Origin of the sequence: Oceanobacillus sojae, assembly GCF_007991515.1 — a bacterium.
Lineage (GTDB): Bacteria > Bacillota > Bacilli > Bacillales > Amphibacillaceae > Oceanobacillus > Oceanobacillus sojae.
On the sequence record NZ_BJYM01000004.1, the window covers coordinates 112,777 to 134,803 of the forward strand.

Sequence of the window (22,027 nt, forward strand, 5' to 3'; positions counted from 1 at the left end):
CATACGTCGGAGTTACGTGATGCCAAGCGATGGTTGTACAACTATAAGAATAGCGTTTTTGAAGAAAAAAATCAAGTGTAAGTTTACCTATTTGCTAAATAAGCTCTAATTTCTTTCTCATCCTGCTGCATTTTTTCAATCAGAGCATCCTTCGAATCAAATTTTATTTCTTCTCTTGTGTAAGACAGCCATTCTATCGTTAATTCTTCCCCATATAAATCACCATCAAAATCAAATAAGTACACCTCGACAGACATATCTTCCAGCTCTTCTGTAAATGTCGGATTCGTACCGATATTCGCCATTCCGCCATATATTTTATCCTTATGACGAACACGGGTCGCATATACCCCCTGTTTAGGCAGCAGGGCATCTTTGGATATAGACAGATTAGCAGTTGGATAACCCAGTTCACGCCCACGACGTGCTCCTTTTACTACCAATCCAGTAGTAGCAAAGGGCCTTCCCAGCAGTTGCTCTGCCTGCTCCATATTTCCCGACGCTAATTCTGCTCTTATTCTGGTCGAGCTGACCTTTTCTTCATCCAAAGTAATTTTACCTATCGTTTCCCAGGTAAATAAATCCCTTGCATATTCCTGCATATCTGCCATTTTCCCTTGCCCTTTATGACCGAATGAGTAATCAAAGCCTGCCACAAGATGTTTAATATTTAATCCAATAATAAAGTGATCAATAAAGGCTTGGGGACTGAGCTTTGATAGTTCTTGGTTAAACCGGATAACATATAAACGGTCTACTTGAAGATCCTCTAATATCGCTTGCTTTTCAGAAGATATTGTTATGTATTTAACATGCTGTACGTCTTTTCTTAAAACAACTGAAGGATGCGGAAAAAAGGTAATGACAGCACTCTCCATGTTATTTTCCTGTGCTTTATTTACAGCCTGCCGAATAACCTCCTGATGTCCTTTGTGAATCCCGTCAAAGAAGCCGATTGCACTGACGGTTTCCGGTAAGTTCTCCTTATGTAACGTATGCGGATAGGATAATTCCATTGTTTTCATCCTGCTACACCTGCACTTTCTCTCGTTAGAATACTCTTATTGGTTTAATTTGATCAGGTTTATCTGGGTGCTGCCCATAAATCGCCAGTACTTCTTCATTATTTGTAAATACAAACGGATTATTTGTCTCGGGGGCTTCCGAAATAGATAGTTTTTGGCCATTCTTAATACGGGCCCTCAGCGCATCATCAACCTCTTGATGAACTAAATGACTTAATCCTTCTAAAAGAGGGCTTAACAGCTTCTCTTGCTCATTATTATCTGCCGCCTCTTCTATCATAGCAAAAGTAACCGTATTTTTCTTGGAAAAACTACCGGTTTTTGTCCGTTCCAGTTTAAACATATGTGCCGGATACCCTAATTCCTTTCCAATGTCCACACATAATGTTCGGATATAGGTTCCCTTTGAACATTCTACGAATAGGTCAAAGGAGTTTTTGTCCTCATCTATCGCTAAGAGATGTATATCATGAATAAAAACTTCTCTTACCGGTCTTTCTACCTCTTCATTTGCTCTTGCGTATTCATAAAGCTTTTTTCCGTTTACTTTTACAGCGGAATACATTGGAGGGATTTGTGTGATAACCCCTTGAAATTTTTCTAAAACAGTCTCTATTTCAGCTTCTCCAGGCATATGTACAACTTCTTTTTGTGCAATAACATTCCCTGTCGCATCTTCTGTTTCCGTAGCTGATCCTAACGCAACCGTCCCGATGTAGATTTTTTTCGTATCAGTAAGAAAAGGAACAATTTTCGTAGCACTGCCAATACAAATAGGTAGAACACCTTCAACTTCCGGATCCAACGTCCCGGTATGCCCTACTTTTTTTGTATTAAAGTAGCGGCGGCATTTAGCTACACAATCAAAAGAAGTCATTCCTTTAGGCTTCCATAACGGCAGGATACCATTCATTATTAATCCCCATCCTTTCTTAATGGAATACATTTTCTATATATGTGTTCGGGTTCTTTTCTTTATCCTAAAAAAACTGATCCTTGCCAGCAAGCAGAGGGATCAGTTTTTTCAAAGTCATTTATTCAGATCTCTTAAGATGGAGTCTATCCGGTTACCTTGTTCTATTGCTTCATCAAACTCAAAGGTAAGTTCAGGTGTTTTGCGCAAACGAATTCGCTTGCCAATTTCTGAACGGATAAATCCTTTTGCTTTTGCAAGTCCCAATAATGTTTCCTGCTTCTTCTTTTCATCACCTAATACAGAAATAAAAATTTTCGCCTGTTGCAGGTCACCAGTTACTTCCACATCGGTAACTGTTACAAAACCAACACGGGGATCTTTAATTTTTCTGGATAAAATATCACCCAGCTCTTTTTTCATTTGCTCTGCAACTCGATGAGCTCTCAATTCTGACATTAATCTCACCTCACATAGCTCTATGCATTTTCGTTATAATCGTTCTATATTTGTTATTGTTCTCTCTAGTTCAGAAAAAGAATCTATTGTTTTTAAAGCCTGTTGTATTACTTTTTCAGCATGCACATAATCGGTGGAAATGATAACAATCCCTAATTTGGTTCGTTGCCACATATCATGAAAGTCAAGCTCTGTAACTGAAACATTAAAAGACTGACGCAGCTTATTGATCATTCGCTTTAAAACAGATCGTTTCTCTTTTAACGAATTCCCTTCATACAACATACATTCTACTTCTGCATAGAGAATCATTTTCGTTCGATTTCTTCCATTACATAGGCTTCAATAATGTCGCCCTCTTTAATATCATTGAAGTTTGTTAATGTGATACCACATTCATAGTTTTGCTGTACTTCTTTTACATCGTCTTTAAAGCGTCTCAATGCCTGTAATTCCCCTTCATAAAGAACTACTCCATCACGAATCAGGCGAACACTGGAATCTCTGGTAATTTTACCGTCTGTTACATAGCTTCCGGCGATAGTACCAATACGTGACACTTTAAATGTTTCACGAACCTCCGCTTGACCAATCACTTTTTCTTCGTATTCTGGATCAAGCAGACCTTTCATTGCAGCTTCAATTTCTTCAATCGCACTGTAAATAACACGGTGCAGACGTAAATCAATTTTTTCAGATTCTGCAGCTCTTTTTGCATTGACGTCAGGACGAACATTGAAGCCAATAACAATCGCATTCGATGCTGAAGCTAAGATAATATCAGATTCAGTAATCGCTCCTACACCTGTATGAATGATTTTAACATTAACGCCTTCTACTTCTATCTTACGTAGAGAAGCAGCTAATGCTTCAACAGATCCTTGTACATCCGCTTTTACAATAATATTTAATTCTTTCATTTCACCTTGCTTAATTTTTTCAAATAAATCATCTAAGCTTACTGTTGATTGCCCGCCACGATTCTCATCAATTCGTTTTTGTTGACGTGCAATACCAATTTGACGCGCCTTTTTCTCATCAGCAAACGCAAGGAATTGGTCGCCTGCCTGAGGTACATCTTGTAAACCGGTAATTTCAACTGGCGCAGATGGTCCAACTTGATTCACACGTTGTCCTACATCATTTACCATTGCCCGAACTTTACCATACGTACTTCCGACAACGAGCGGATCTCCTACATGCAAGGTACCATTTTGAACAAGCAGTGTTGCAACAGATCCTCTGCCTTTATCTAATTGTGCATCAATCACTGTACCGAAAGCTCTGGCATCCGGGTTTGCTTTTAATTCTTCTACCTCTGCAACTAATAAAATCATTTCCAGCAGGTCGTCAATACCTTCTCCTTTAATCGCTGCAAGGTTAACAAAGATAGTACTTCCACCCCAATCTTCAGGGATCAATTCATGCTCTGTCAGTTCCTGCATCACACGGTCCGGATTAGCGCCTTCTTTATCCATTTTATTGACTGCTACAATAATTGGTACTTCAGCAGCTTTTGCATGGTTAATAGCTTCAATTGTCTGCGGCATTACGCCATCATCTGCAGCAACAACTAAAATAGCAATATCTGTTACCTGCGCGCCACGGGAACGCATACTTGTAAACGCTGCGTGACCCGGTGTATCTAAGAATGTAATTTTCTTACCTTCATTTTCAACTTGGTAAGCTCCGATATGCTGTGTAATTCCGCCAGCCTCGCCAGCAGTAACTTTTGTATGGCGAATAGCATCTAATAATGTTGTTTTCCCGTGGTCAACATGTCCCATAATGGTAACAACAGCCGGACGCTCTTGCAACTTGTCACTATCATCTTCTTCAATATATTTATCAAGGTCAGTATCTTCTAAAATAATTTCTTTTTCAACCTCGACATTAAATTCATCACAAATTAACTCTACAGCATCATCTTCAAGGTCTTGGTTTTTTGTAGCCATAATACCCATAAACATTAATTTCTTGATGATTTCTGCAGGTTCCTTATGAAGTTTTTCTGCTAAATCCTGTACGGTCAATATACCGTGGTACGTAATTTTACTTGGAGTCTCTTTCACTAATGACTGCTCCTTTTGTGGTTTATGTTGTTTACCTTTATTAGAGGTTTTTTGTTTTTTATTTTTCGAGTTATCTTTTTTAGTATTCCGATTTGTATCTGGTTTATTTACTGCATTTTTGTTCTTTTGTTGTTTGTTTTGATTTACTTGATCATTTTTCTTTTTATCCTGTTTTGGCTGCGGATTAAATTTTTCATCCAATTGTTTAATTTCATTATCGGAAATCGTAGACATATGATTGGAAACATCTACATTCTTTTCTTTCAAAAATTGAATGACTTCTTTACTTGCCACATTATTTTTCTTTGCGTATTCATATACACGTATTTTGCTCATACATTCACCCCCGGATTTATTTATCCAACTAGAGTAAGGAGTTTTTTTGCAAAGCCTGAATCTAGTATTGCTATAGCTACACGCTGCTCTTTCCCAATTGCCTGCGATAAGATATCCCGGTTATCAACAAATCGATATGGAATATTGTACGAGGTACATTTATCCGAAAGTTTCTTTTTTGTTTGCGGTCCAATATCTTCTGCCAATAAAACAAGCTTTGCACGACCTTTGCGAATATCCTTTATAATTGTATCTTCTCCTGTTGAGCATTTTCTTGCTCTGACAGCGAGACCAATGATGTTCAAATAATTAGGATTCATGTCAATCTCCCTCTACTAAAGCTTCTAACTCATCGTAGATTGTTGGACTTACTTCTGCGTTCAATATTTTGTTAAGCGCATTGGTTTTCCGAGCCTGTTCAATGACAGACTTATTCTTGGAAAGGTAAGCTCCGCGTCCATTTTTCTTACCAGTTACATCAACGGACACTTCTCCTTCTTTATTCCTCACAATGCGGATCAATTCTTTTTTAGGCTTCATTTCATTTGTAATAACACATTTTCTTTCTGGTATTTTTTTCTTCTTAGCCAAGTGAAATACCTCCTTATTCAAACAAATCTTCACTGTTGTCAGAATAAGTTTCTTCCTCTAACTCTATATCATCCAGTAAACCTTCTGCTCTTGCGTCGGATTCACTTTTAATATCAATTTTCCAGCCTGTAAGTTTTGCAGCGAGACGGGCATTTTGACCTCTTTTACCAATTGCTAATGATAATTGATAATCTGGAACAACCACTGTTGTTGCCTTCCCTTCCTCATCTACAAATACTTTTAATACTTTGGAAGGGCTTAATGCGTTTGATACATAAACAACCGGATCCTCGGACCACTCCACAATATCAATCTTTTCACCTTTTAATTCTGTTACAATCGCTTGAACACGCTGCCCTTTTTGTCCTACGCAAGAACCTACCGGGTCTATTTCCGGATCTGGAGCATGGACAGAAATTTTAGAACGATCTCCAGCTTCACGTGCAACAGATTTAATTTCCACAATTCCATCATAAATTTCTGGAACTTCCATTTCAAATAATCGTTTTAACAAGCCGGGATGAGAACGTGAAATATAGATTTGCGGTCCTTTACTTGTATTCTCAACCTTTGTCACATAAACTTTCAAACGATCATGGATATGATATTCTTCTGTCGGCATCTGCTCAGCCTCTGCCAGCTTTGCTTCAATTTTCCCAAGGTTAACATAGACGAAACGGGAATCCTTGCGCTGAATAATTCCTGTCATCACATCATCTTCTCTATCAATATATTCAGAGAAGATAACGCCGCGCTCTGCTTCACGTACCCGTTGAGTCACCACTTGTTTGGCAGCCTGTGCAGCAATACGTCCAAAATCCTTTGGTGTTACTTCTACTTCTATTATATCATCTGTTTCATAACTCGGATTGATACTTTTAGCTTCATCAAGAGATATTTCCAGCTGTGTATCCTCTACATTCGGCACGACTGTTTTTCTTGCATAGACAGCCATCTTCCCTGTAGTTTCGTTCAACTCTACCCGGACATTCGATGCAGATTTAAAGTTCTTTTTATAAGCAGAAATAAGCGCTGCCTCCAAAGCCTCCATCAATATATCCTTGTCTATTCCTTTTTCTTTTGCTAAATGATCAATCGCATCAAACAACTGCGTGCTCACTTTTTCTTTTCCCCCTTTTAATTAAAACATAACTGCAAGTCTTGCTTTTGCTACTTTTTCATAAGGTATTTCTACGATTTTTTTTCTTGTTTTAATTTTGTATTCAATAGAAACGGTACCGTTCTCCACATTTTGTAAAATACCTTCATATGTTTTTTCGCCGTCAATCTTTTCATATAGCTTTACAAAAACATTATTTCCAATGTTCTTTTTAAAGTCTTCCAGCGTTTTTAATGGTTTTTCTACTCCTGGGGAAGATACTTCCAGAAAATAAGCTTCTTTAATCGGGTCAGCTTCGTCCAATTTTTCACTTAACTGTTCAGAAACTTCACCACATTCTACAATGTCAATACCGCCTTCTTTATCAATATAAACACGCAGAAACCAGTTTTTCCCTTCTTTTACATACTCCATGTCAACTAATTCTAAATTTTTCTCTTCTAAAATTGGGTTAACTAATTCAGTTGTTATCTCAATTACTTTAGAACTCAAGTGTAAACCTCCTTTAACCATGTCCTCACGCCTTCAATCAATATAAAACCCCTGCCTAAAATACGGGCGGGGGAAGCAGAGAGTCTTGTTTAGGCGAGGTATGAATAAAGAGTGGGTGTACACCCACTCTTTTCATTCGTACGTATCGAACATTCTAACCAAAAATAGTATAGCATATTCTATACCCCTTTGCAAACCACTAAATCAAGACTTTAAAGCTTTTTTCCGCTATATAATCCGCTTTTAACAAGAATAGTTTTCCCAAAATCAGGCTGATTTATCCGTAACTCATCTATAAAAAGGATTTCCGTCCTGCAATCATTGCAATTGACGGAAATCCTTTGGTTTAATGAAGTCTTTCTTATTACTCAAAAATAAACCTGCAGAACGCTTCCTAGAATAAAGAAAGTTGATTTTTCTCTTCCATGCCTTCCAGACACCCGTGATTGTCCAGATACTCCAGCACGGTTTTAGAGATTTTACTTCTTTCTCTTAAATCTTCCTTGGATAAGAATTCTCCCTCTTCACGTGCTTTTACAATATTTAGAGCAGCATTCGTGCCCAATCCGTCTACTGCATTAAAAGGAGGCAGTAAAGAATCACCGTCAACAATAAATTCTGTTGCACTTGATTTATATAAATCTACCTTTTTCAGAGATAAACCACGTTCACACATTTCTAATGAAATCTCTAAAACTGTCAGTAAGTTTTTCTCTTTTGGAGAAGCATCATTCCCTTTATAGCTGATTTCTTCCATCCGCTTGCGAATAGCATCGGATCCTTTAATCATCGTATCTAATTCGAAATCATCCGCACGGACTGTGAAATATGCAGCATAGAAAAGAATCGGATGGTGAACTTTGAAATAAGCAATCCGTACAGCCATTAAAACATAAGCTGCGGCGTGAGCTTTCGGGAACATGTATTTAATTTTTTTACAAGATTCAATATACCAGTCAGGTACATTGTTTTTCTTCATTTCATCGATCCATTCATCCTTCAATCCTTTTCCTTTACGGACGAACTCCATGATATTAAACGCCATCGAAGGCTCTAACCCTTTATGCATTAAATACACCATAATATCATCACGGCACCCGATTACATCTGGAAGCTTACAGGTCCCATTATCAATAAGCTCCTGTGCATTACCAAGCCATACGTCTGTACCATGAGACAGACCGGATATAATTAGCAGCTCTGCAAATGTTTTAGGTTTCGTATCTTCAAGCATTTGCCTAACAAATTTTGTACCAAATTCAGGCACTCCCAAAGTTCCGGTCTTACACTGGATCTGCTCCGGGGTAACACCTAATGATTCTGTACCGCCAAAAATTTTCATGACCTCTTCGTCATCCGTCGGAATGGTTTTTGGATCAATGCCGCTTAAATCCTGCAGCATGCGAATGACGGTCGGGTCATCGTGTCCAAGTATATCCAGCTTCAGTAAGTTATCGTGAATCGAATGGAAATCAAAATGCGTTGTCCGCCACTCACTATTCCGATCGTCTGCCGGAAACTGGATTGGCGTGAAATCATAAATTTCTTTATCATCCGGGACAACAATAATTCCCCCGGGATGCTGGCCAGTTGTTCTTTTTACTCCTGTACAGCCTTGCACAAGACGATCAATCTCCGCATTTTTATAGACGAGCTGGTGATCAGAAGCAAAGCCTTTCACATAGCCGTAAGCTGTTTTTTCAGCGACAGTTCCGATTGTTCCTGCCCGGTATACACTGTCAATCCCAAATAGTTCTTTCGTATAGTTGTGGGCTCGCGGCTGATAATCTCCCGAGAAGTTCAAGTCAATATCAGGCACCTTGTCCCCTTTAAAGCCTAAGAATGTTTCAAAAGGAATATCCTGTCCATCTTTTTTCAGTGCTTCTCCACATTCCGGACAATTTTTATCTGCCAAATCATAACCGCTCGCTACAGAACCGTCTGTAAAGAATTCAGAGTGTTTACAGCTTGGGCAAACATAATGTGGGGGGAGCGGATTAACTTCTGTAATTTCTGTCATGGTTGCAACAAAGGATGAACCGACAGAGCCACGTGATCCTACTAGATAACCATCATCCAATGACTTTTTAACAAGCTTATGGGAAATTAAATAAATAACGGCAAATCCATTTCCGATAATACTTTCGAGTTCTTTTTCCAATCGGCTTGTAACAATTTCCGGTATTGGCTCTCCGTACACTCTTTTAGCCATGCTGTAGCACAGATCGCGCATTTCCTGCTCTGCACCTTCAATGTTCGGTGTAAATAAGCCATCCTGAATCGGCGAAATATCCTCTATTTCATTTGCCAGCTGCTGGGTGTTTTGAACAACAATTTCTTTTGCCTTCTCTTTTCCCAAAAAGGAGAAAGCCCCAAGCATTTCGCCTGTAGTACGGAACGGTGTATCAGGCAGCGTTTGCCTGTTTAATGGATTACCAGCCTGCGATTTTATTAAAATCTGACGGTACTGCTTATCAATATCCTGCAAGTAGTGAACATTTCCGGTTGCTGTTACTAATTTGCCCATCCGGTCGCCCAGATTCACAAGCTTCCGTAATATATCTACTACCTGTGCTTCATTTTGTACTAAATCCTTATCTATTAAATGAACGTAGTTACTTGGCGGCTGTACTTCAATATAATCATAAAATTCAGCGACCTGCTCCGCCTCTTCCTCTGATTTTTGCATCATTGTTTCAAAGACTTCTCCTCTATCACAGGCAGTACCAATCAGCAGTCCCTTACGATATTTTTTCAGGACAGATCTTGGCAATCTTGGCTCGCGGTAGAAGTAATCGATATGGGCATGAGAAACGATCTTATAAAGGTTTTTCAGGCCTTCCTGCGTCTGCGCTAAAATTGTACAGTGAAAAGGTCTGGAGCGCTGATAGGCATTATTTTCGCCCATATGGTTATTTAAATCCTGATGATTGGTTATTTCTTTTTCAATTAACCGTTGAACAAGTTTCCATAATAAATAACCGGTCGCTTCTGCATCGTAAATAGCACGGTGATGCTGTGTCAATTCAATATCCATATGCTTGCACAATGTATTCAGACGGTGATTCCTAAGTTCCGGAAGCAGGAATCTCGCCAATTCTAAGGTATCTATCACCGGGTTGGCTGCTTTTTCATAGTCAATCCGTTTAAAACCCTGATTTAGGAAGCCCATATCAAAGCTTGCATTATGTGCTACCAGAATATCTTCTCCCATCCAGGCATGGAAATCTTTTAATACATCACCGACTTCTGGTGCATCCTTAACCATATCGTCTGTTATACCAGTTAAATTCGTTGTCGTCTCCGAAAGCGGATGATGCGGATTAGCAAATGACTCGAATCGATCAACAATTTCGCCATCATGCACCTTGACAGCAGCTAATTCAATAATCGTATCATAAACTGCTGAAAGACCTGTTGTTTCCACGTCAAATACAATATAGTTTGCATCTTTTAACACGCGGTCGCTTTCATTATAAGCAATTGGAACACCATCATCGACAAGGTTTGCTTCCACACCATAGAGCACTTTAACCCCATGTTTCTTGCCTGCATAATAAGCATCAGGGAAGCCTTGTACACCAGCATGATCTGTGATAGCTACAGCCTGGTGTCCCCACTTACCCGCCTGTTCGACTAAAGCTTCCGGAGAAACAACCGCATCCATTTGACTCATTGTGGTATGTGCATGCAGCTCTACTCTTTTTTCATCTTCAGGTGCCTCATCCTGCTTTTCTCTCACTTGAACCTCGTGAATATCCTTCGCCATCATTGCCAGCTCATTGGTATACATATCCGTTTGGATACTGCCGCGGGCTTTTACCCACATACCTTTCTTAACAGATTGAAACTTGCTGACATCCTCATCGCCTTTGGAGAACATTTTAATTTGCAGGGAATCTGTATAGTCTGTTGCTTTTATAATTAAAAGACTGCGTCCTGATCTCAGCTCTCTAATCTCTGAATCAAATACATATCCTTGTACCGTAATACGTCTTTCTTCTTCCAGAATTTGATTCATTTCAACCGGCTCATCCTGAATCTTATAACCGATTGCCAACGGCTGGTTCACCGGTACATCTTTTTCTTTATCCCGTTTTTCTTTTTCTTGAACGGTTTTTTGAACAAGTGCCTGGTCTTCTTTCGCTTTATTATCCTGAAATACCTGCATTTCTTCCTGATTCGTTTTTACTTCTAAATCAATAGCATAAGGCTTGGAGCCAATGCGATAACAAAATTGACTGAAAGCCGGCTCCAGTCTTTTTTTCAAAATATTCGATTCCGTTTCATTTCTGGAAGTTAACATAATTTTATTATCTGTAATTTTTGGTGTTTGCTGCATAATCATTTCCTGATGTGCCGGTGAAAATGTTGTTGTTGCTAAAAAATGCTTCCAGTAAACGCCAATATCATTCTCACTGCATTGTTTATTATCTGTATGTAGTGTCAGCTCTACCTTCTCAGCAATCGATGAGAAGCTTTTTTGCAAGGATTGATACAGATATAGATATTCATCAAAAGGAAGAACATCCTCAATATATATATAGAAATGCCATTTTTTTTCTTGTTTATAAACCTCTACTTTTTCTAAATAGCTTGAGGCAAAATACTTCTGAATTGATGTTTCAGATAACTGAATTTGCTCCAGTAATAATTTCATTTTTTCTTGCTTGGAAATACTCATTTATGTCCCTCCAATTGTAGATGGATTTGTGACTACACAGGAAGAAAAATTCTCCTATAAGTTAAAAACTCGCTATACTTATTATATTAATTCGTACCTCTTAATACAAAGGAATGATTTGATTAAAAATCAAATCGTTTAATAAGAGCCCTTCCGGGAGTACACTGTACCGGGTTACACTGGATAATCATATCTTCCTTATTCTATTTCTATTCTGTATAAATGTCCTGATAGGAATCGTATAATTCAATAATCTGCTCATATACAAACAGGAAACCCTTGTCTATAAATCGACAAGGGTAACTTATTTAGATTTACTATTTTATTTTACAGGAATAGACGTTGAATGTCATTCCATGTGACAACAATCATTAATAGCATCAATAATGCAAATCCGACAAAATGGAAGACACCTTCTTTTTCGGGTGCTATCGGTTTTCCTCTGACCGCTTCAATTAAAACAAACATCAATCTGCCGCCATCTAAAGCCGGAAGAGGAACTAAATTAATAATCCCTAAATTAATGCTTAACATAGCAGTCCACATTAAAAAGTTCGAAAAACCAGATTGAACAACCTGATCGGTTGCATCATAAATTCCTACCGGTCCAGATAAAACATCAATGGAAAGCTGACCCGTTACTAACATGACCAAATTAGTAATAATAAGTTTGGTCGTTTCATACGTTCTTTCAAATCCAAATTTTAACGTGCCAAGGATATCTTTTTCATAGGCTGCCAATACTCCAATTTGACCAACCTCAATAGGATCACCTTTTTCATTAACTGCCTCAACTTCCGCTGGCACAACAGTTAATTCATGCTCCGTATCTCCTCTGGAAATGACCAAATCCAATTCCTGACCAGGGCTTTCCCGTACAATATCTGTAAACTGTTCCCAAGTTGAAATGGACTGATCTCCTATTTGAGTAATAACATCATTTTCCTGAAGTCCAGCTTCTTCTGCAGGACTACCTGATTGAATTTCACCCATTTGTGCCTGCTCTACCGGTACGCCCTGGATAAGCCCCATAAGCAGAAAGATAAAGATAGCCAGTACAAAATTCATCATTGGCCCTGCAAATAGCTGCATAGCTCGCTGTCCGACCGTTTTGGATGCAAATTGTCTATCAAAAGGAGCAATCTGTGTCTCCCGTTCATCAACGACAAACATTGCTTTACGGTCTACATCAAAATGAAGCTTCGTATCCTCGTCGTCCTGCTCATAACCTTCAATAATCAGTTTATGATCAAGGTCAACATTCTCCACCTCAATCGTGCGGGCGTTAGGATGCTTTGATTTGTTATTCACAATGATTTTTGCTACTTTTCCATCATTGTTAAATTCCAACCCAATATGATGTCCTGGTTTTAATTCAACAATTTCCGGATCGTCTCCAGCAACACGGACATAGCCGCCTGCAGGGATTAATCTGATTGTATAAAGCGTCTCGTTTTTAGTGAAGGATAATATCTTTGGTCCGAATCCGATTGCAAATTCACGAACAAGCATCCCTGCCCGTTTTGCAAAGATCAGATGTCCCCACTCATGGATAGATACGAGTACGCCAAACATTAATATAAATGCAATAACAGTTGTCATGACAGCACCTTCCTTTTGTAAAGGTAGAAAGAGGTTATTAAAACTTGGTTTCCTGCAATAATATTACATAACAATAATTTACTTTTTTATAGCATAGAACCTTAGACAAAAGACTATGCATTTATTTTTTTAAGCAGGAACAGAATATAAATGCTTACTTGTCCCATAATTTTAAAATAAAAGGTTGTTATGTATCAAGAAAAGAAAGCTCTTCACCTAGTATATTCGGGTAAGTCGGTTTACTTTACCGATTCTACAATATTCGCTTCAATATGTTAAAAAAAGTGAATAAAATGTAGTAATGGAAAAACAAAAAGCATGCTGTCAAATCGATCTAGAATACCACCATGCCCAGGCAGAATTTTCCCTGAATCCTTCACATTATAAATACGTTTAAATGCAGATTCCACCAGATCACCAATTTGTCCAAAACTTGAAGCTATAACAGTAACAATAATAAGAGTCAGCCATGACTGATCAAAAGGTTCTATCAGATGAAAAATCACAGCAACAATTACTGCTACAAAGATGCCTCCCACAGCGCCTTCGACAGTCTTCTTAGGGCTGATTGTAGGCCATAATTTATGTTTTCCAAGTTTGCGTCCAAATAAATAGGCTCCTGTATCCGTCGCCCAGATGATACAAAATGCGAACAGTATATTTCTCAGTGCATTTTCTCCATCTCTGGTCTGCAATAAATAAAAGAATCCTAATCCAACATAAAACGCTGCGAGGATAACAAAACCAACCTGATCAAAGGTAAACTCATTTTTCACAAGCACCGTATACGCTAATAAAACAAAAATAATAACAGAAATCAATTCATACTTCGTGAACCATTCTATATTAGTAAAAAATTCATTAGGTAATAAAATGACCCATGTTAATAAAGCTGATAAAACATATGGAAAGAAGTTCTTATCTGGATGCCGCATCCGGATTAATTCAAATAACCCGATTGTAGCTAACAGATAGACAAAAATGGTAAACGGCAATCCACCAATAATAATGATTGGCACAAATATAAGTAGAGCCACTATAGCTGTTATCGTTCGTTGCTTCATTAAATCATCATCACCTTATATACCTCCATATCGTCTTTTGCGCTGCTGATATGCAAGTAATGCTTCATGGAATGTTTCTTCTGTAAACTCTGGCCAGAGCTTATCCGTAAACCAGAATTCTGTATATGCAAGCTGCCAAAGCATAAAATTACTTAAACGGTATTCGCCACCAGTCCGGATTAACAGATCCGGATCCGAAACACCATTTGTATATAGATGCTTTGAAAATGCTTCTTCATCTAAGCTGTCAATATCTATGTTTTCTTCTTTCAATTCTGTTGCAATCTGCTTGACTGCTTTTAAAATTTCATGACGACTGCCGTAATTAATTGCAAAATTTAAAATTAACCCATCATTGTTCTTCGTTTTTTCCATTGCATAGTTTACTGCTTCCTTCGTATAGCCAGGCAACGACTGAAAATCGCCTATCGTCTGGATACGAACATTATTTTCCATCAAGCTTGGTAAATATACATGCAAAAATTCTTTTGGAAGTTTTAAAATATATTCCACTTCTTGTTTTGGTCGTTTCCAGTTTTCTGTTGAAAAAGTATAAAGCGTTAAAACCTTCACATTTGCTTTCACTGCGGTTTTAACGATTTTGTTTACCGTAGATACACCTTCTTTATGACCAGCAAACCTGGGTAATCCCCGTTTTTGCGCCCATCTCCCGTTCCCATCCATGATGATAGCAACATGATTAGGAGCATTTTCTTCAGAAAGTGAATCAGATTCTTTTGGTTGTTTTGATAAAAAAGGAATTTTAATAGACATTTTCCGTCCCCCGAATGGTTGTTTGTTCATAACCCTATTCTTATTTTTAAAATGCGTGTGCAAAGAGAAATCAAATTAATTTTGAACTTCTCATAAAAGAATAAGGGATGAAAGGCATGACCATGCCAATAAATATTATGACTGTATCCAGTTTAACATGTATTATACGAACATGATTGCCAGTGGTATTAATACAAAAACCCCCTTTAATAAGAGGGCTTAATGGCATCTTACTACGTTAGCAGAAAACTGTCACCTTTAAACAAAAAATTTTTGCCAGGATTTATACGACGAAGGTTAATAGAAATGAAGTATTCCTTCTATTACACTTCCATAATTTCATTTTCTTTTGTGTTTGCTAAATCTTCAATTTGTTTGATAAAAGTATCCGTAGTTTCTTGAACATCATCTTGAAATGCTCTTAAATCATCTTCCGTCATATCGCCATTTTTTTCAGCCTTCTTTAGCTGATCATTTGCTTGACGGCGCAGATTTCTAATTTGTACACGAGATTCCTCAGCATACTTTCCAACAACTTTTACTAAGTCTTTTCTTCTTTCCTGTGTAAGTGCAGGAATGTTGATGCGAATAATGTTCCCGTCATTCGATGGAGAAAGACCCAAGTCTGCTTTTTGTATTGCCTTATCAATATCACCTATTGCAGATTTATCATATGGTGTAATTGTTAATAACCTTGCTTCTGGAGCACCGACCTGAGCTAATTGATTAAGTGGTGTGGAAGCACCATAATAATCAACATAAACATTGTCTAAAAGGCTGGGATTTGCGCGCCCAGCACGAACAGAGGCTAAATTTTTTGAAAAAGCCTGAACTGCCTGAGCCATTTTTTCTTTCATATCTTTAATTACTGATTCTGACATTCTTAGTTCCCCCTTATCGTTGTTCCGATATTTTCACCTTGAATAACTCGTTTAATGTTACCTTCTTCCATAATAGAGAAGACAATTAAAGGCAAGTCATTATCCATACATAATGAAGAAGCTGTAGAATCCATAACACCTAATCCTTCATTTAACATTTCTAAATAGGTAAGAGAATCATATTTCTTTGCTTCTTTGTTAATTTTAGGGTCATCTGTATAAACACCATCAACATTATTTTTTGCCATTAAAATAACTTCTGCTTCAATTTCTGCTGCTCGTAATGCCGCTGTCGTATCTGTAGAAAAATAAGGATTTCCAGTTCCGGCAGCGAAAATAACAACACGCTTTTTCTCCAGATGGCGAATCGCTTTCCGCCGTATGTATGGCTCAGCAACCTGCCTCATTTCAATAGAAGTTTGCACTCTGGTTTGTACACCAATTGTTTCCAGACCATCCTGCAGGGCAAGTGAGTTCATAATTGTTGCAAGCATACCCATATAGTCAGCTGAAGCTCTATCCATTCCCATTTCTGATCCTACTTTGCCGCGCCAGATGTTTCCGCCGCCAACAACTACAGCAACTTCTACACCAAGATCCACAATTTCCTTAACCTGTTTTGAAATGGATTGAATCACTTTAGGTGAGATTCCGTAGCCTTCATCTCCACTTAATGCTTCTCCACTTAATTTTAACACAACTCTATTATAATGTGCTGTCGTCATAATAACCTCCAGAGAAAAAATGTATTTAGATTAGATTATATAGTTACAAAAGAGGGAACAAATTAATGTCCCCTAATTTGTAAAACTTATTTTTTAATTTGGCTCATTACTTCTTCCGCAAAGTTATCTTCGCGTTTTTCCATTCCTTCGCCTACTTCATAGCGAACGAACGCTTTTACAGAAGCGCCTTTATCTGCAACATATTTTTTCACTTTTTGGTCTGGGTCTTTTACAAAGCTTTGTTCTAAAAGAACAATCTCTTCAAAGAATTTACCTAAACGGCCTTCAACCATTTTTTCAACGATTTTTTCTGGTTTACCTTCGTTTAATGCCTGTGTCTTAAGCACTTCACGCTCACGGTTTACTTCTTCCTCTGCAACTTCTTCACGAGATACGTAACGAGGATTGATAGCTGCTACGTGCATAGAAACGTCTTTAGCTACATTTTCATCAGTAGTGCCTTCTAATAAAGAAAGTACGCCAATACGCCCTCCCATATGAAGGTATGCACCAAAAGCATCATTATCTGTTTTATCTAATACAGTGAAACGGCGAAGAGAGATTTTTTCTCCGATTTTAGAAACGACACTAGTAATTGCATTTTCAACTGTTTCAGAACCGTCTAAAAGATTTTGCTGTAAAGCTTCTTCAACAGATGCAGGATTATTCTTCACAATATGCTTTCCAAGATCCGCAAGTAATTGCTTGAATTGATCGTTTTTTGTAACAAAGTCTGTTTCACAGTTTACTTCAATAATTGCAGCTCTGTTTCCATCAACCTCAATATGAGTTAATCCTTCAGCTGCAACACGGTCTGCTTTTTTAGCAGCTTTTGCCATACCTTTTTCACGAAGAAAATCAATTGCTTGTTCCATATCTCCGTTCGTTTCTGTTAGTGCTTTTTTACAATCCATCATTCCAGCACCTGTTTTTTCACGTAATTCTTTAACCATTTGAGCAGTAACTGCCATGTTAATTCCTCCTTAAAATATTCGATTATACAAGCTGAATTTCTTTTCTAAGAAAAACCAAGAAAATCGCTTGGTCTTTAACATACTGATGTTCTTGCCAAGGAGATGTCCGCTGCGACGGTTTTCGATGGGACGAGTAATCGCAGCCCCAGAAGAAATACACGGAGACTCCTGTGGGAATGCGCAAAACGGAAGGAAGTTCGGTTAAGTTCTCGACATCCTGTCGCAACACCGAACTGACATACGTCCTGTATGCCTCCGCAGGAAAAAAGTGCTCTTCTTTTTTTCGAAGAGGCTGAGCTCAAGCCCACGGAAAGCGTAGTGTATTTCTGGGGTTGCGATTACTCACCCCATGAAAACCGCTGGAGCGGCTATCCTCAACATTTTATACTTTCTTACTCTTTGAAAAAAGGGTGATAAAAGGCTTCTATCCTCTTATCACCCTCACCTTTTAAAAGATTACTCTTTGGAAGCAGCTTCTTCAGCAACTTCTGCTTCTAATTGGTCTTGTTCAGAAACAGGTTCTTCTGTTTCTTCACCTTGTTTTACTTCCAAAATAGCATCTGCCATTTTTGAAGTAAGAAGTTTCACTGCACGGATTGCATCATCGTTTGCAGGGATAACATAATCGATTTCATCCGGATCACAGTTTGTATCAACGATTCCGATGATTGGAATGTGTAGTTTATGTGCTTCTGCAATTGCAATACGCTCTTTACGAGGATCAATTACAAATAAAGCATCAGGAAGTTTTTTCATTTCTTTAATTCCGCCTAGGAATTTAACAAGACGATCTTTTTCTTTTAATAAATTTACTACTTCTTTTTTAGGAAGCACTTCGAAAGTACCGTCTTCTTCCATTTTTTCAATATCTTTCAAACGATTGATACGTTTGCGAATTGTTTGGAAGTTAGTTAACGTTCCGCCTAACCAGCGTTGGTTTACAAAGAACATTCCAGAACGGATTGCTTCATCGCGCACTGAATCCTGAGCTTGTTTTTTTGTACCGACGAAAAGAATTGTACCGCCGTTTGATGCGATTTCCTTAACGTAGTTGTATGCTTCATCCACTTTTTTAACTGTTTTTTGTAAGTCGATGATATAGATGCCGTTACGCTCCGTAAAAATGTATTTTTTCATTTTTGGATTCCAACGACGAGTTTGGTGACCAAAGTGTACACCAGCTTCTAGCAATTGTTTCATTGAAATTGCTGCCATAATAAATTCCTCCTAATTGGTTGTATTCCTCCGCATTTATCTTCTTTATAAGAATACTGTCATTTCAGCACCAATCTTATAAATCCAAATGCGTGTGATTTTTATCTAACTAATTTATAGATAGACTATTTACACCAAAAGTTACTATACCATAACCTTCCTATGTAAGCAAGTAATTTCTATGACTTTTTCTGATACATTTTGATAATTATTTCAGCTTCTGTTTTTCCACAGTTTAATTTTTTAGCAATATCATCTATTGTTTCACCATTCGTATGAAGCTGAAGCACTTTTGCTTCTAAGGAGGTTTCTACTTCATCCTGATATGCAGCTGATTGAGGAATTTCAATATCAGGCCATTCCATCTCTGATTGTGCATCATTTTCTTTATTTTCTATTTGAGGCTTTAAAGATTCTGGTTTTACTTTTTCATTATTAAACGGCTTTTTATCTGGCTGCTTCTCTTCCACTAAGAGATTTTGCAATGTCCTGTTTTCCCTCTGAATTTCTTCCAGTGTCTCTTTCAATATCTTTTCCGTCTGTTTATTGCCGCCGGCGTTCTGTCTGTCTTTTAATAATAAATAAATAGCTAAAATGGAAATGCCGTGTAATAAAAAGCTGATCATCCATAATAATGTTGACATATACATTCCCTTCCATACCTGCTTTATATTAAATCTGGCTGATTTTCTGAAGCGTTGTACGTAATTTAACAATACTTCGTTTATGAATTTGTGAAATTCGGGACGTCGTTAAGCCCAGAACCTGTCCAATTTCCGTAAAGGTTAACTCTTCCTGATAAAAAAGACTGATTACAAGCTGTTCTTTATCATTCAGTGACTTGATGCCTTCTATTAATTCCTGCTTCCATTCTTCCTGGATAAGCCGGGCTTCCGGCCTTAAATCCGGTTTATCTGTTACGCTGTAGCCAATGCCTTCTTTGAGGTCATTCTCATGCCCTTTCGGCTTATCTTCAATAGAAAGCATGTTACTCATTACTGCATCCCGTAATGTGGTCTCTACGTCTTGTACAGTCATTCCAGTAATTTCAGCAATATCTTCCGGCTGCGCCTCCCGTTGATATTTTTGCTCAAAAGCTTCACTTGCCTGTTCTACTTTTTTTGTTTTTTCACGGATAGACCGGGGCAGCCAGTCCTCTTTTCTTAAGCCGTCCATAATCGAACCTTTTATTCGAAATGAAGCATATGTATCAAACTTCAAATCACGTTTCAATTCAAATTTGTGCAACGCATCATAAAGTCCAAGCAAACCATAACTGCGTATTTCCTCACGGTCAACACTGTTCGGCAGTTGACTTACAATTCTTTCCGTGTGAAAGGAAACAAGATACATATAGTTTTCAATAAGTATATTTGCTGCTTCATTATCTTGACTGGTCATCCATTTATTCCATAACGCTTGCTCTTGTGAAGGGTCCAATGAACTCAAAGAATGACACGCTCCTTTCAAATCGGTTAAATCGTATAAATATCATGATTGCGTTTTCTAATCGAAAGCCTTGACGTTTCTGGATCAAATTCAATTGTTCTTCCCAGATTCCCGCCAACGTCTGAGGAAACAATCCTTATATTTAATTTCCGAAGTGCTTCCTGTACAGCTTCTATATTTTTGTCACCAATTCGCATAAAGCTGGTTCCCTTTCCAGCTTGAAACATTTGAGCCCCGCCGGCCATTTTAGCTTTAATATCTCTGGCGCCCTGGTCCTGTAACATTTTTAAAAGCTGTGGAATGGCAGTATCTGCATATTTCATAGGATTAGAATTAGCTGCTCTTGCCTGATTAGAGTCTGGCAGTAAAATATGTGATAATCCCGCTATTCTGCGTTTCTCATCGTATAGTACCGTACCGACACAGGAGCCAAGTCCTAAAGTGCGAATCGTATTGGGGTGTTGAACTGTTTTCGTATCTGCAATACCTACATTGACAATCGTTTTTGTAGTAGTCATATTAATTCCATCCTAATTTGGCAAAGAGCTTTTGAAAGGATTCTGGATCAGGAATAAACAGGAAATTACCTTTAATATTTTCATGATTTTCTTCCTCTTGCCTTATTTCCGTATCAATAATAATTGCATAGTCAGTCACTTGAGAAACTTCTAATAGCCCCAATGTCATAATAGCACCTGCCATATCTATTCCCAGATGGGGCACAGAAGGCTGCAGATTCATCCCTGTAAAATCAGATAGTGCTGTAAGATAAGATCCTGTTAAAATATTTCCGATTTCACTTAATGCAGACATAGCAATTTCTAATTCAGTTCCATTTGTTTGTTCAGATAACCGGAATTGATCGTTATGAGTCAGCTTTTGTACCAGATACTCCGCCTCATCAATTTCGACGACAATGGCCATCACACCAGTGATTTCACCTTCTATCTGAAACATTAATCCGACAATGGGCTGTTCCGGGCCGCCAACTAATTCAATGACTTCATTAAAATCAGCAATCTCTACACTTGGAACCATCATGTCTATTTTTTGTCCAAGCAGCATCGACAGAGATGTCGCAGCATTTCCAGCACCGATATTACCTATTTCCTTTAAAATATCCTTTTGAAAAGTAGTTAATTGAAATGCATCCATGATTAATCATCCGTCTCTTTTGTCTTTATTTCTTCTAAATTTAATAACTTATAAATATCTAATAAAATAATAAGACGGTCATCAAAATTAACAACAGAATGCATATATTCTTTTTTAGCCATGCCAATTGTTTCCGGCGGTTCTTCCAAAAGACCGGACGGGATGTCTAAAACGTCATTGGCATTATCTATAATCAAGCCTACCTGCGTATCATCAATTCTGGTAATAATAATCTGGTCATCTGTACCATGTGCCTTCTGTTCCCCCAGGCGAATTCGCAGGTCTATTACAGGAATAATCTTTCCTCTTAAATTAATAACACCTTTAATGTAGCTTTTCTCGTGTGGAACACGGGTAATCGGCAACGATGTCTCGATAGATTCCACAAAGTTCACCGGTAAACCGTATTCACTGCCATTTAAATCAAAAATAATTGTTTTTTCCAGTCTTTCTGTAGTTAACTGTTCTTGTTCCATTCCAATCTATCCCTTCAAGT

Annotated in this window: 22 protein-coding genes; all 22 read right to left on the reverse strand. The window is 38.0% G+C overall.

Features of this window, described 5'->3' with window-relative positions:
- Positions 1-83 precede the first annotated feature (83 nt).
- The 22 genes from OSO01_RS05875 to OSO01_RS05980 all read right to left on the reverse strand — a co-directional run bounded on the left by OSO01_RS05875 (position 84) and on the right by OSO01_RS05980 (position 22,007).
- Positions 84-1,016: a bifunctional riboflavin kinase/FAD synthetase gene (locus OSO01_RS05875; protein ID WP_307725833.1), complete on the reverse strand. Its 933-nt coding sequence runs from the start codon at positions 1,014-1,016 to the stop codon at positions 84-86.
- A 34-nt stretch (positions 1,017-1,050) separates the two neighbouring features.
- Positions 1,051-1,938, reverse strand: coding sequence for a tRNA pseudouridine(55) synthase TruB (gene truB, locus OSO01_RS05880; RefSeq protein WP_147209515.1), 888 nt, complete (start codon positions 1,936-1,938; stop codon positions 1,051-1,053).
- 117 nt (positions 1,939-2,055) lie between these two features.
- Complete coding sequence (rbfA, locus tag OSO01_RS05885) at positions 2,056-2,397, reverse strand: 30S ribosome-binding factor RbfA (RefSeq protein ID WP_077601204.1); 342 nt, start codon at positions 2,395-2,397, stop codon at positions 2,056-2,058.
- 33 nt (positions 2,398-2,430) lie between these two features.
- Positions 2,431-2,709, reverse strand: coding sequence for a DUF503 domain-containing protein (locus tag OSO01_RS05890; protein ID WP_147209516.1), 279 nt, complete (start codon positions 2,707-2,709; stop codon positions 2,431-2,433).
- Positions 2,706-4,805 (reverse strand): translation initiation factor IF-2, encoded by a 2,100-nt coding sequence (gene infB / locus OSO01_RS05895; RefSeq protein WP_147209517.1) that lies wholly within the window; start codon positions 4,803-4,805, stop codon positions 2,706-2,708. The genes OSO01_RS05890 and infB overlap by 4 nt, the downstream gene beginning before the upstream one ends.
- A 20-nt stretch (positions 4,806-4,825) precedes the next feature.
- Entirely contained in the window at positions 4,826-5,125 is a 300-nt protein-coding gene (locus OSO01_RS05900) for a YlxQ family RNA-binding protein (RefSeq protein WP_077601201.1), read from the reverse strand.
- Position 5,126: 1 nt separating this feature from the next.
- Complete coding sequence (gene rnpM, locus OSO01_RS05905) at positions 5,127-5,396, reverse strand: RNase P modulator RnpM (RefSeq protein WP_077601200.1); 270 nt, start codon at positions 5,394-5,396, stop codon at positions 5,127-5,129.
- Positions 5,397-5,409: 13 nt separating this feature from the next.
- Complete coding sequence (nusA, locus tag OSO01_RS05910) at positions 5,410-6,516, reverse strand: transcription termination factor NusA (protein WP_147209518.1); 1,107 nt, start codon at positions 6,514-6,516, stop codon at positions 5,410-5,412.
- A 21-nt stretch (positions 6,517-6,537) separates the two neighbouring features.
- Positions 6,538-7,008 carry a ribosome maturation factor RimP gene (gene rimP, locus OSO01_RS05915; RefSeq protein WP_147209519.1) on the reverse strand — a complete coding sequence of 157 codons (471 nt, stop codon included), beginning with the start codon at positions 7,006-7,008 and terminating at the stop codon, positions 6,538-6,540.
- A gap of 394 nt (positions 7,009-7,402) precedes the next feature.
- On the reverse strand, positions 7,403-11,692 hold the full coding sequence (locus OSO01_RS05920) for a PolC-type DNA polymerase III (protein ID WP_147209520.1): 4,290 nt from the start codon (positions 11,690-11,692) through the stop codon (positions 7,403-7,405).
- A 327-nt stretch (positions 11,693-12,019) separates the two neighbouring features.
- Positions 12,020-13,294 carry an RIP metalloprotease RseP gene (gene rseP / locus OSO01_RS05925; RefSeq protein WP_147209521.1) on the reverse strand — a complete coding sequence of 425 codons (1,275 nt, stop codon included), beginning with the start codon at positions 13,292-13,294 and terminating at the stop codon, positions 12,020-12,022.
- 275 nt (positions 13,295-13,569) lie between these two features.
- Entirely contained in the window at positions 13,570-14,358 is a 789-nt protein-coding gene (locus OSO01_RS05930; RefSeq protein WP_147209522.1) for a phosphatidate cytidylyltransferase, read from the reverse strand.
- 15 nt (positions 14,359-14,373) lie between these two features.
- The gene (gene uppS / locus OSO01_RS05935) at positions 14,374-15,132 is read right to left on the reverse strand and encodes an undecaprenyl pyrophosphate synthase (protein ID WP_147209523.1); all 759 of its coding nucleotides are present in this window, start codon (positions 15,130-15,132) and stop codon (positions 14,374-14,376) included.
- A 323-nt stretch (positions 15,133-15,455) separates the two neighbouring features.
- Positions 15,456-16,013 carry a ribosome recycling factor gene (gene frr, locus OSO01_RS05940; RefSeq protein ID WP_147209524.1) on the reverse strand — a complete coding sequence of 186 codons (558 nt, stop codon included), beginning with the start codon at positions 16,011-16,013 and terminating at the stop codon, positions 15,456-15,458.
- Between the two features lie 2 nt (positions 16,014-16,015).
- Complete coding sequence (gene pyrH, locus OSO01_RS05945) at positions 16,016-16,738, reverse strand: UMP kinase (protein WP_147209525.1); 723 nt, start codon at positions 16,736-16,738, stop codon at positions 16,016-16,018.
- An 86-nt stretch (positions 16,739-16,824) separates the two neighbouring features.
- Positions 16,825-17,709, reverse strand: a complete 885-nt coding sequence (tsf, locus tag OSO01_RS05950) for a translation elongation factor Ts (RefSeq protein ID WP_147209526.1) — start codon at positions 17,707-17,709, stop codon at positions 16,825-16,827.
- 459 nt (positions 17,710-18,168) lie between these two features.
- On the reverse strand, positions 18,169-18,927 hold the full coding sequence (rpsB, locus tag OSO01_RS05955) for a 30S ribosomal protein S2 (protein ID WP_077601189.1): 759 nt from the start codon (positions 18,925-18,927) through the stop codon (positions 18,169-18,171).
- A gap of 179 nt (positions 18,928-19,106) precedes the next feature.
- Entirely contained in the window at positions 19,107-19,571 is a 465-nt protein-coding gene (locus OSO01_RS05960) for a DUF6115 domain-containing protein (protein WP_147209527.1), read from the reverse strand.
- A 28-nt stretch (positions 19,572-19,599) separates the two neighbouring features.
- Entirely contained in the window at positions 19,600-20,376 is a 777-nt protein-coding gene (locus OSO01_RS05965; RefSeq protein ID WP_147209528.1) for a FliA/WhiG family RNA polymerase sigma factor, read from the reverse strand.
- 26 nt (positions 20,377-20,402) lie between these two features.
- Positions 20,403-20,894 (reverse strand): chemotaxis protein CheD, encoded by a 492-nt coding sequence (locus tag OSO01_RS05970; RefSeq protein WP_147209529.1) that lies wholly within the window; start codon positions 20,892-20,894, stop codon positions 20,403-20,405.
- A gap of 1 nt (position 20,895) precedes the next feature.
- A complete protein-coding gene (locus OSO01_RS05975) occupies positions 20,896-21,531 on the reverse strand; it encodes a chemotaxis protein CheC (RefSeq protein WP_147209530.1) in 636 nt (211 codons plus the stop codon).
- A 2-nt stretch (positions 21,532-21,533) separates the two neighbouring features.
- Positions 21,534-22,007 (reverse strand): chemotaxis protein CheW, encoded by a 474-nt coding sequence (locus tag OSO01_RS05980; protein WP_147209531.1) that lies wholly within the window; start codon positions 22,005-22,007, stop codon positions 21,534-21,536.
- Between the last annotated feature and the right edge of the window lie 20 nt (positions 22,008-22,027).

What these genes read in the sequence shown, in the direction of transcription:
- OSO01_RS05875 (WP_307725833.1), bottom strand. Translation starts at nt 1,016, where the DNA reads ATGGAATTATCCTATCCGCATACGTTACATAAGGAGAACTTACCGGAA.
- pyrH (WP_147209525.1), bottom strand. Translation starts at nt 16,738, where the DNA reads ATGACGACAGCACATTATAATAGAGTTGTGTTAAAATTAAGTGGAGAA.
- OSO01_RS05960 (WP_147209527.1), bottom strand. Translation starts at nt 19,571, where the DNA reads ATGTCAACATTATTATGGATGATCAGCTTTTTATTACACGGCATTTCC.
- rpsB (WP_077601189.1), bottom strand. Translation starts at nt 18,927, where the DNA reads ATGGCAGCAATTTCAATGAAACAATTGCTAGAAGCTGGTGTACACTTT.
- OSO01_RS05980 (WP_147209531.1), bottom strand. Translation starts at nt 22,007, where the DNA reads ATGGAACAAGAACAGTTAACTACAGAAAGACTGGAAAAAACAATTATT.
- OSO01_RS05970 (WP_147209529.1), bottom strand. Translation starts at nt 20,894, where the DNA reads ATGACTACTACAAAAACGATTGTCAATGTAGGTATTGCAGATACGAAA.
- rbfA (WP_077601204.1), bottom strand. Translation starts at nt 2,397, where the DNA reads ATGTCAGAATTGAGAGCTCATCGAGTTGCAGAGCAAATGAAAAAAGAG.
- OSO01_RS05920 (WP_147209520.1), bottom strand. Translation starts at nt 11,692, where the DNA reads ATGAGTATTTCCAAGCAAGAAAAAATGAAATTATTACTGGAGCAAATT.
- rseP (WP_147209521.1), bottom strand. Translation starts at nt 13,294, where the DNA reads ATGACAACTGTTATTGCATTTATATTAATGTTTGGCGTACTCGTATCT.
- OSO01_RS05930 (WP_147209522.1), bottom strand. Translation starts at nt 14,358, where the DNA reads ATGAAGCAACGAACGATAACAGCTATAGTGGCTCTACTTATATTTGTG.
- OSO01_RS05900 (WP_077601201.1), bottom strand. Translation starts at nt 5,125, where the DNA reads ATGAATCCTAATTATTTGAACATCATTGGTCTCGCTGTCAGAGCAAGA.
- frr (WP_147209524.1), bottom strand. Translation starts at nt 16,013, where the DNA reads ATGTCAGAATCAGTAATTAAAGATATGAAAGAAAAAATGGCTCAGGCA.
- uppS (WP_147209523.1), bottom strand. Translation starts at nt 15,132, where the DNA reads ATGTCTATTAAAATTCCTTTTTTATCAAAACAACCAAAAGAATCTGAT.
- tsf (WP_147209526.1), bottom strand. Translation starts at nt 17,709, where the DNA reads ATGGCAGTTACTGCTCAAATGGTTAAAGAATTACGTGAAAAAACAGGT.
- OSO01_RS05890 (WP_147209516.1), bottom strand. Translation starts at nt 2,709, where the DNA reads ATGATTCTCTATGCAGAAGTAGAATGTATGTTGTATGAAGGGAATTCG.
- truB (WP_147209515.1), bottom strand. Translation starts at nt 1,938, where the DNA reads ATGAATGGTATCCTGCCGTTATGGAAGCCTAAAGGAATGACTTCTTTT.
- OSO01_RS05975 (WP_147209530.1), bottom strand. Translation starts at nt 21,531, where the DNA reads ATGGATGCATTTCAATTAACTACTTTTCAAAAGGATATTTTAAAGGAA.
- infB (WP_147209517.1), bottom strand. Translation starts at nt 4,805, where the DNA reads ATGAGCAAAATACGTGTATATGAATACGCAAAGAAAAATAATGTGGCA.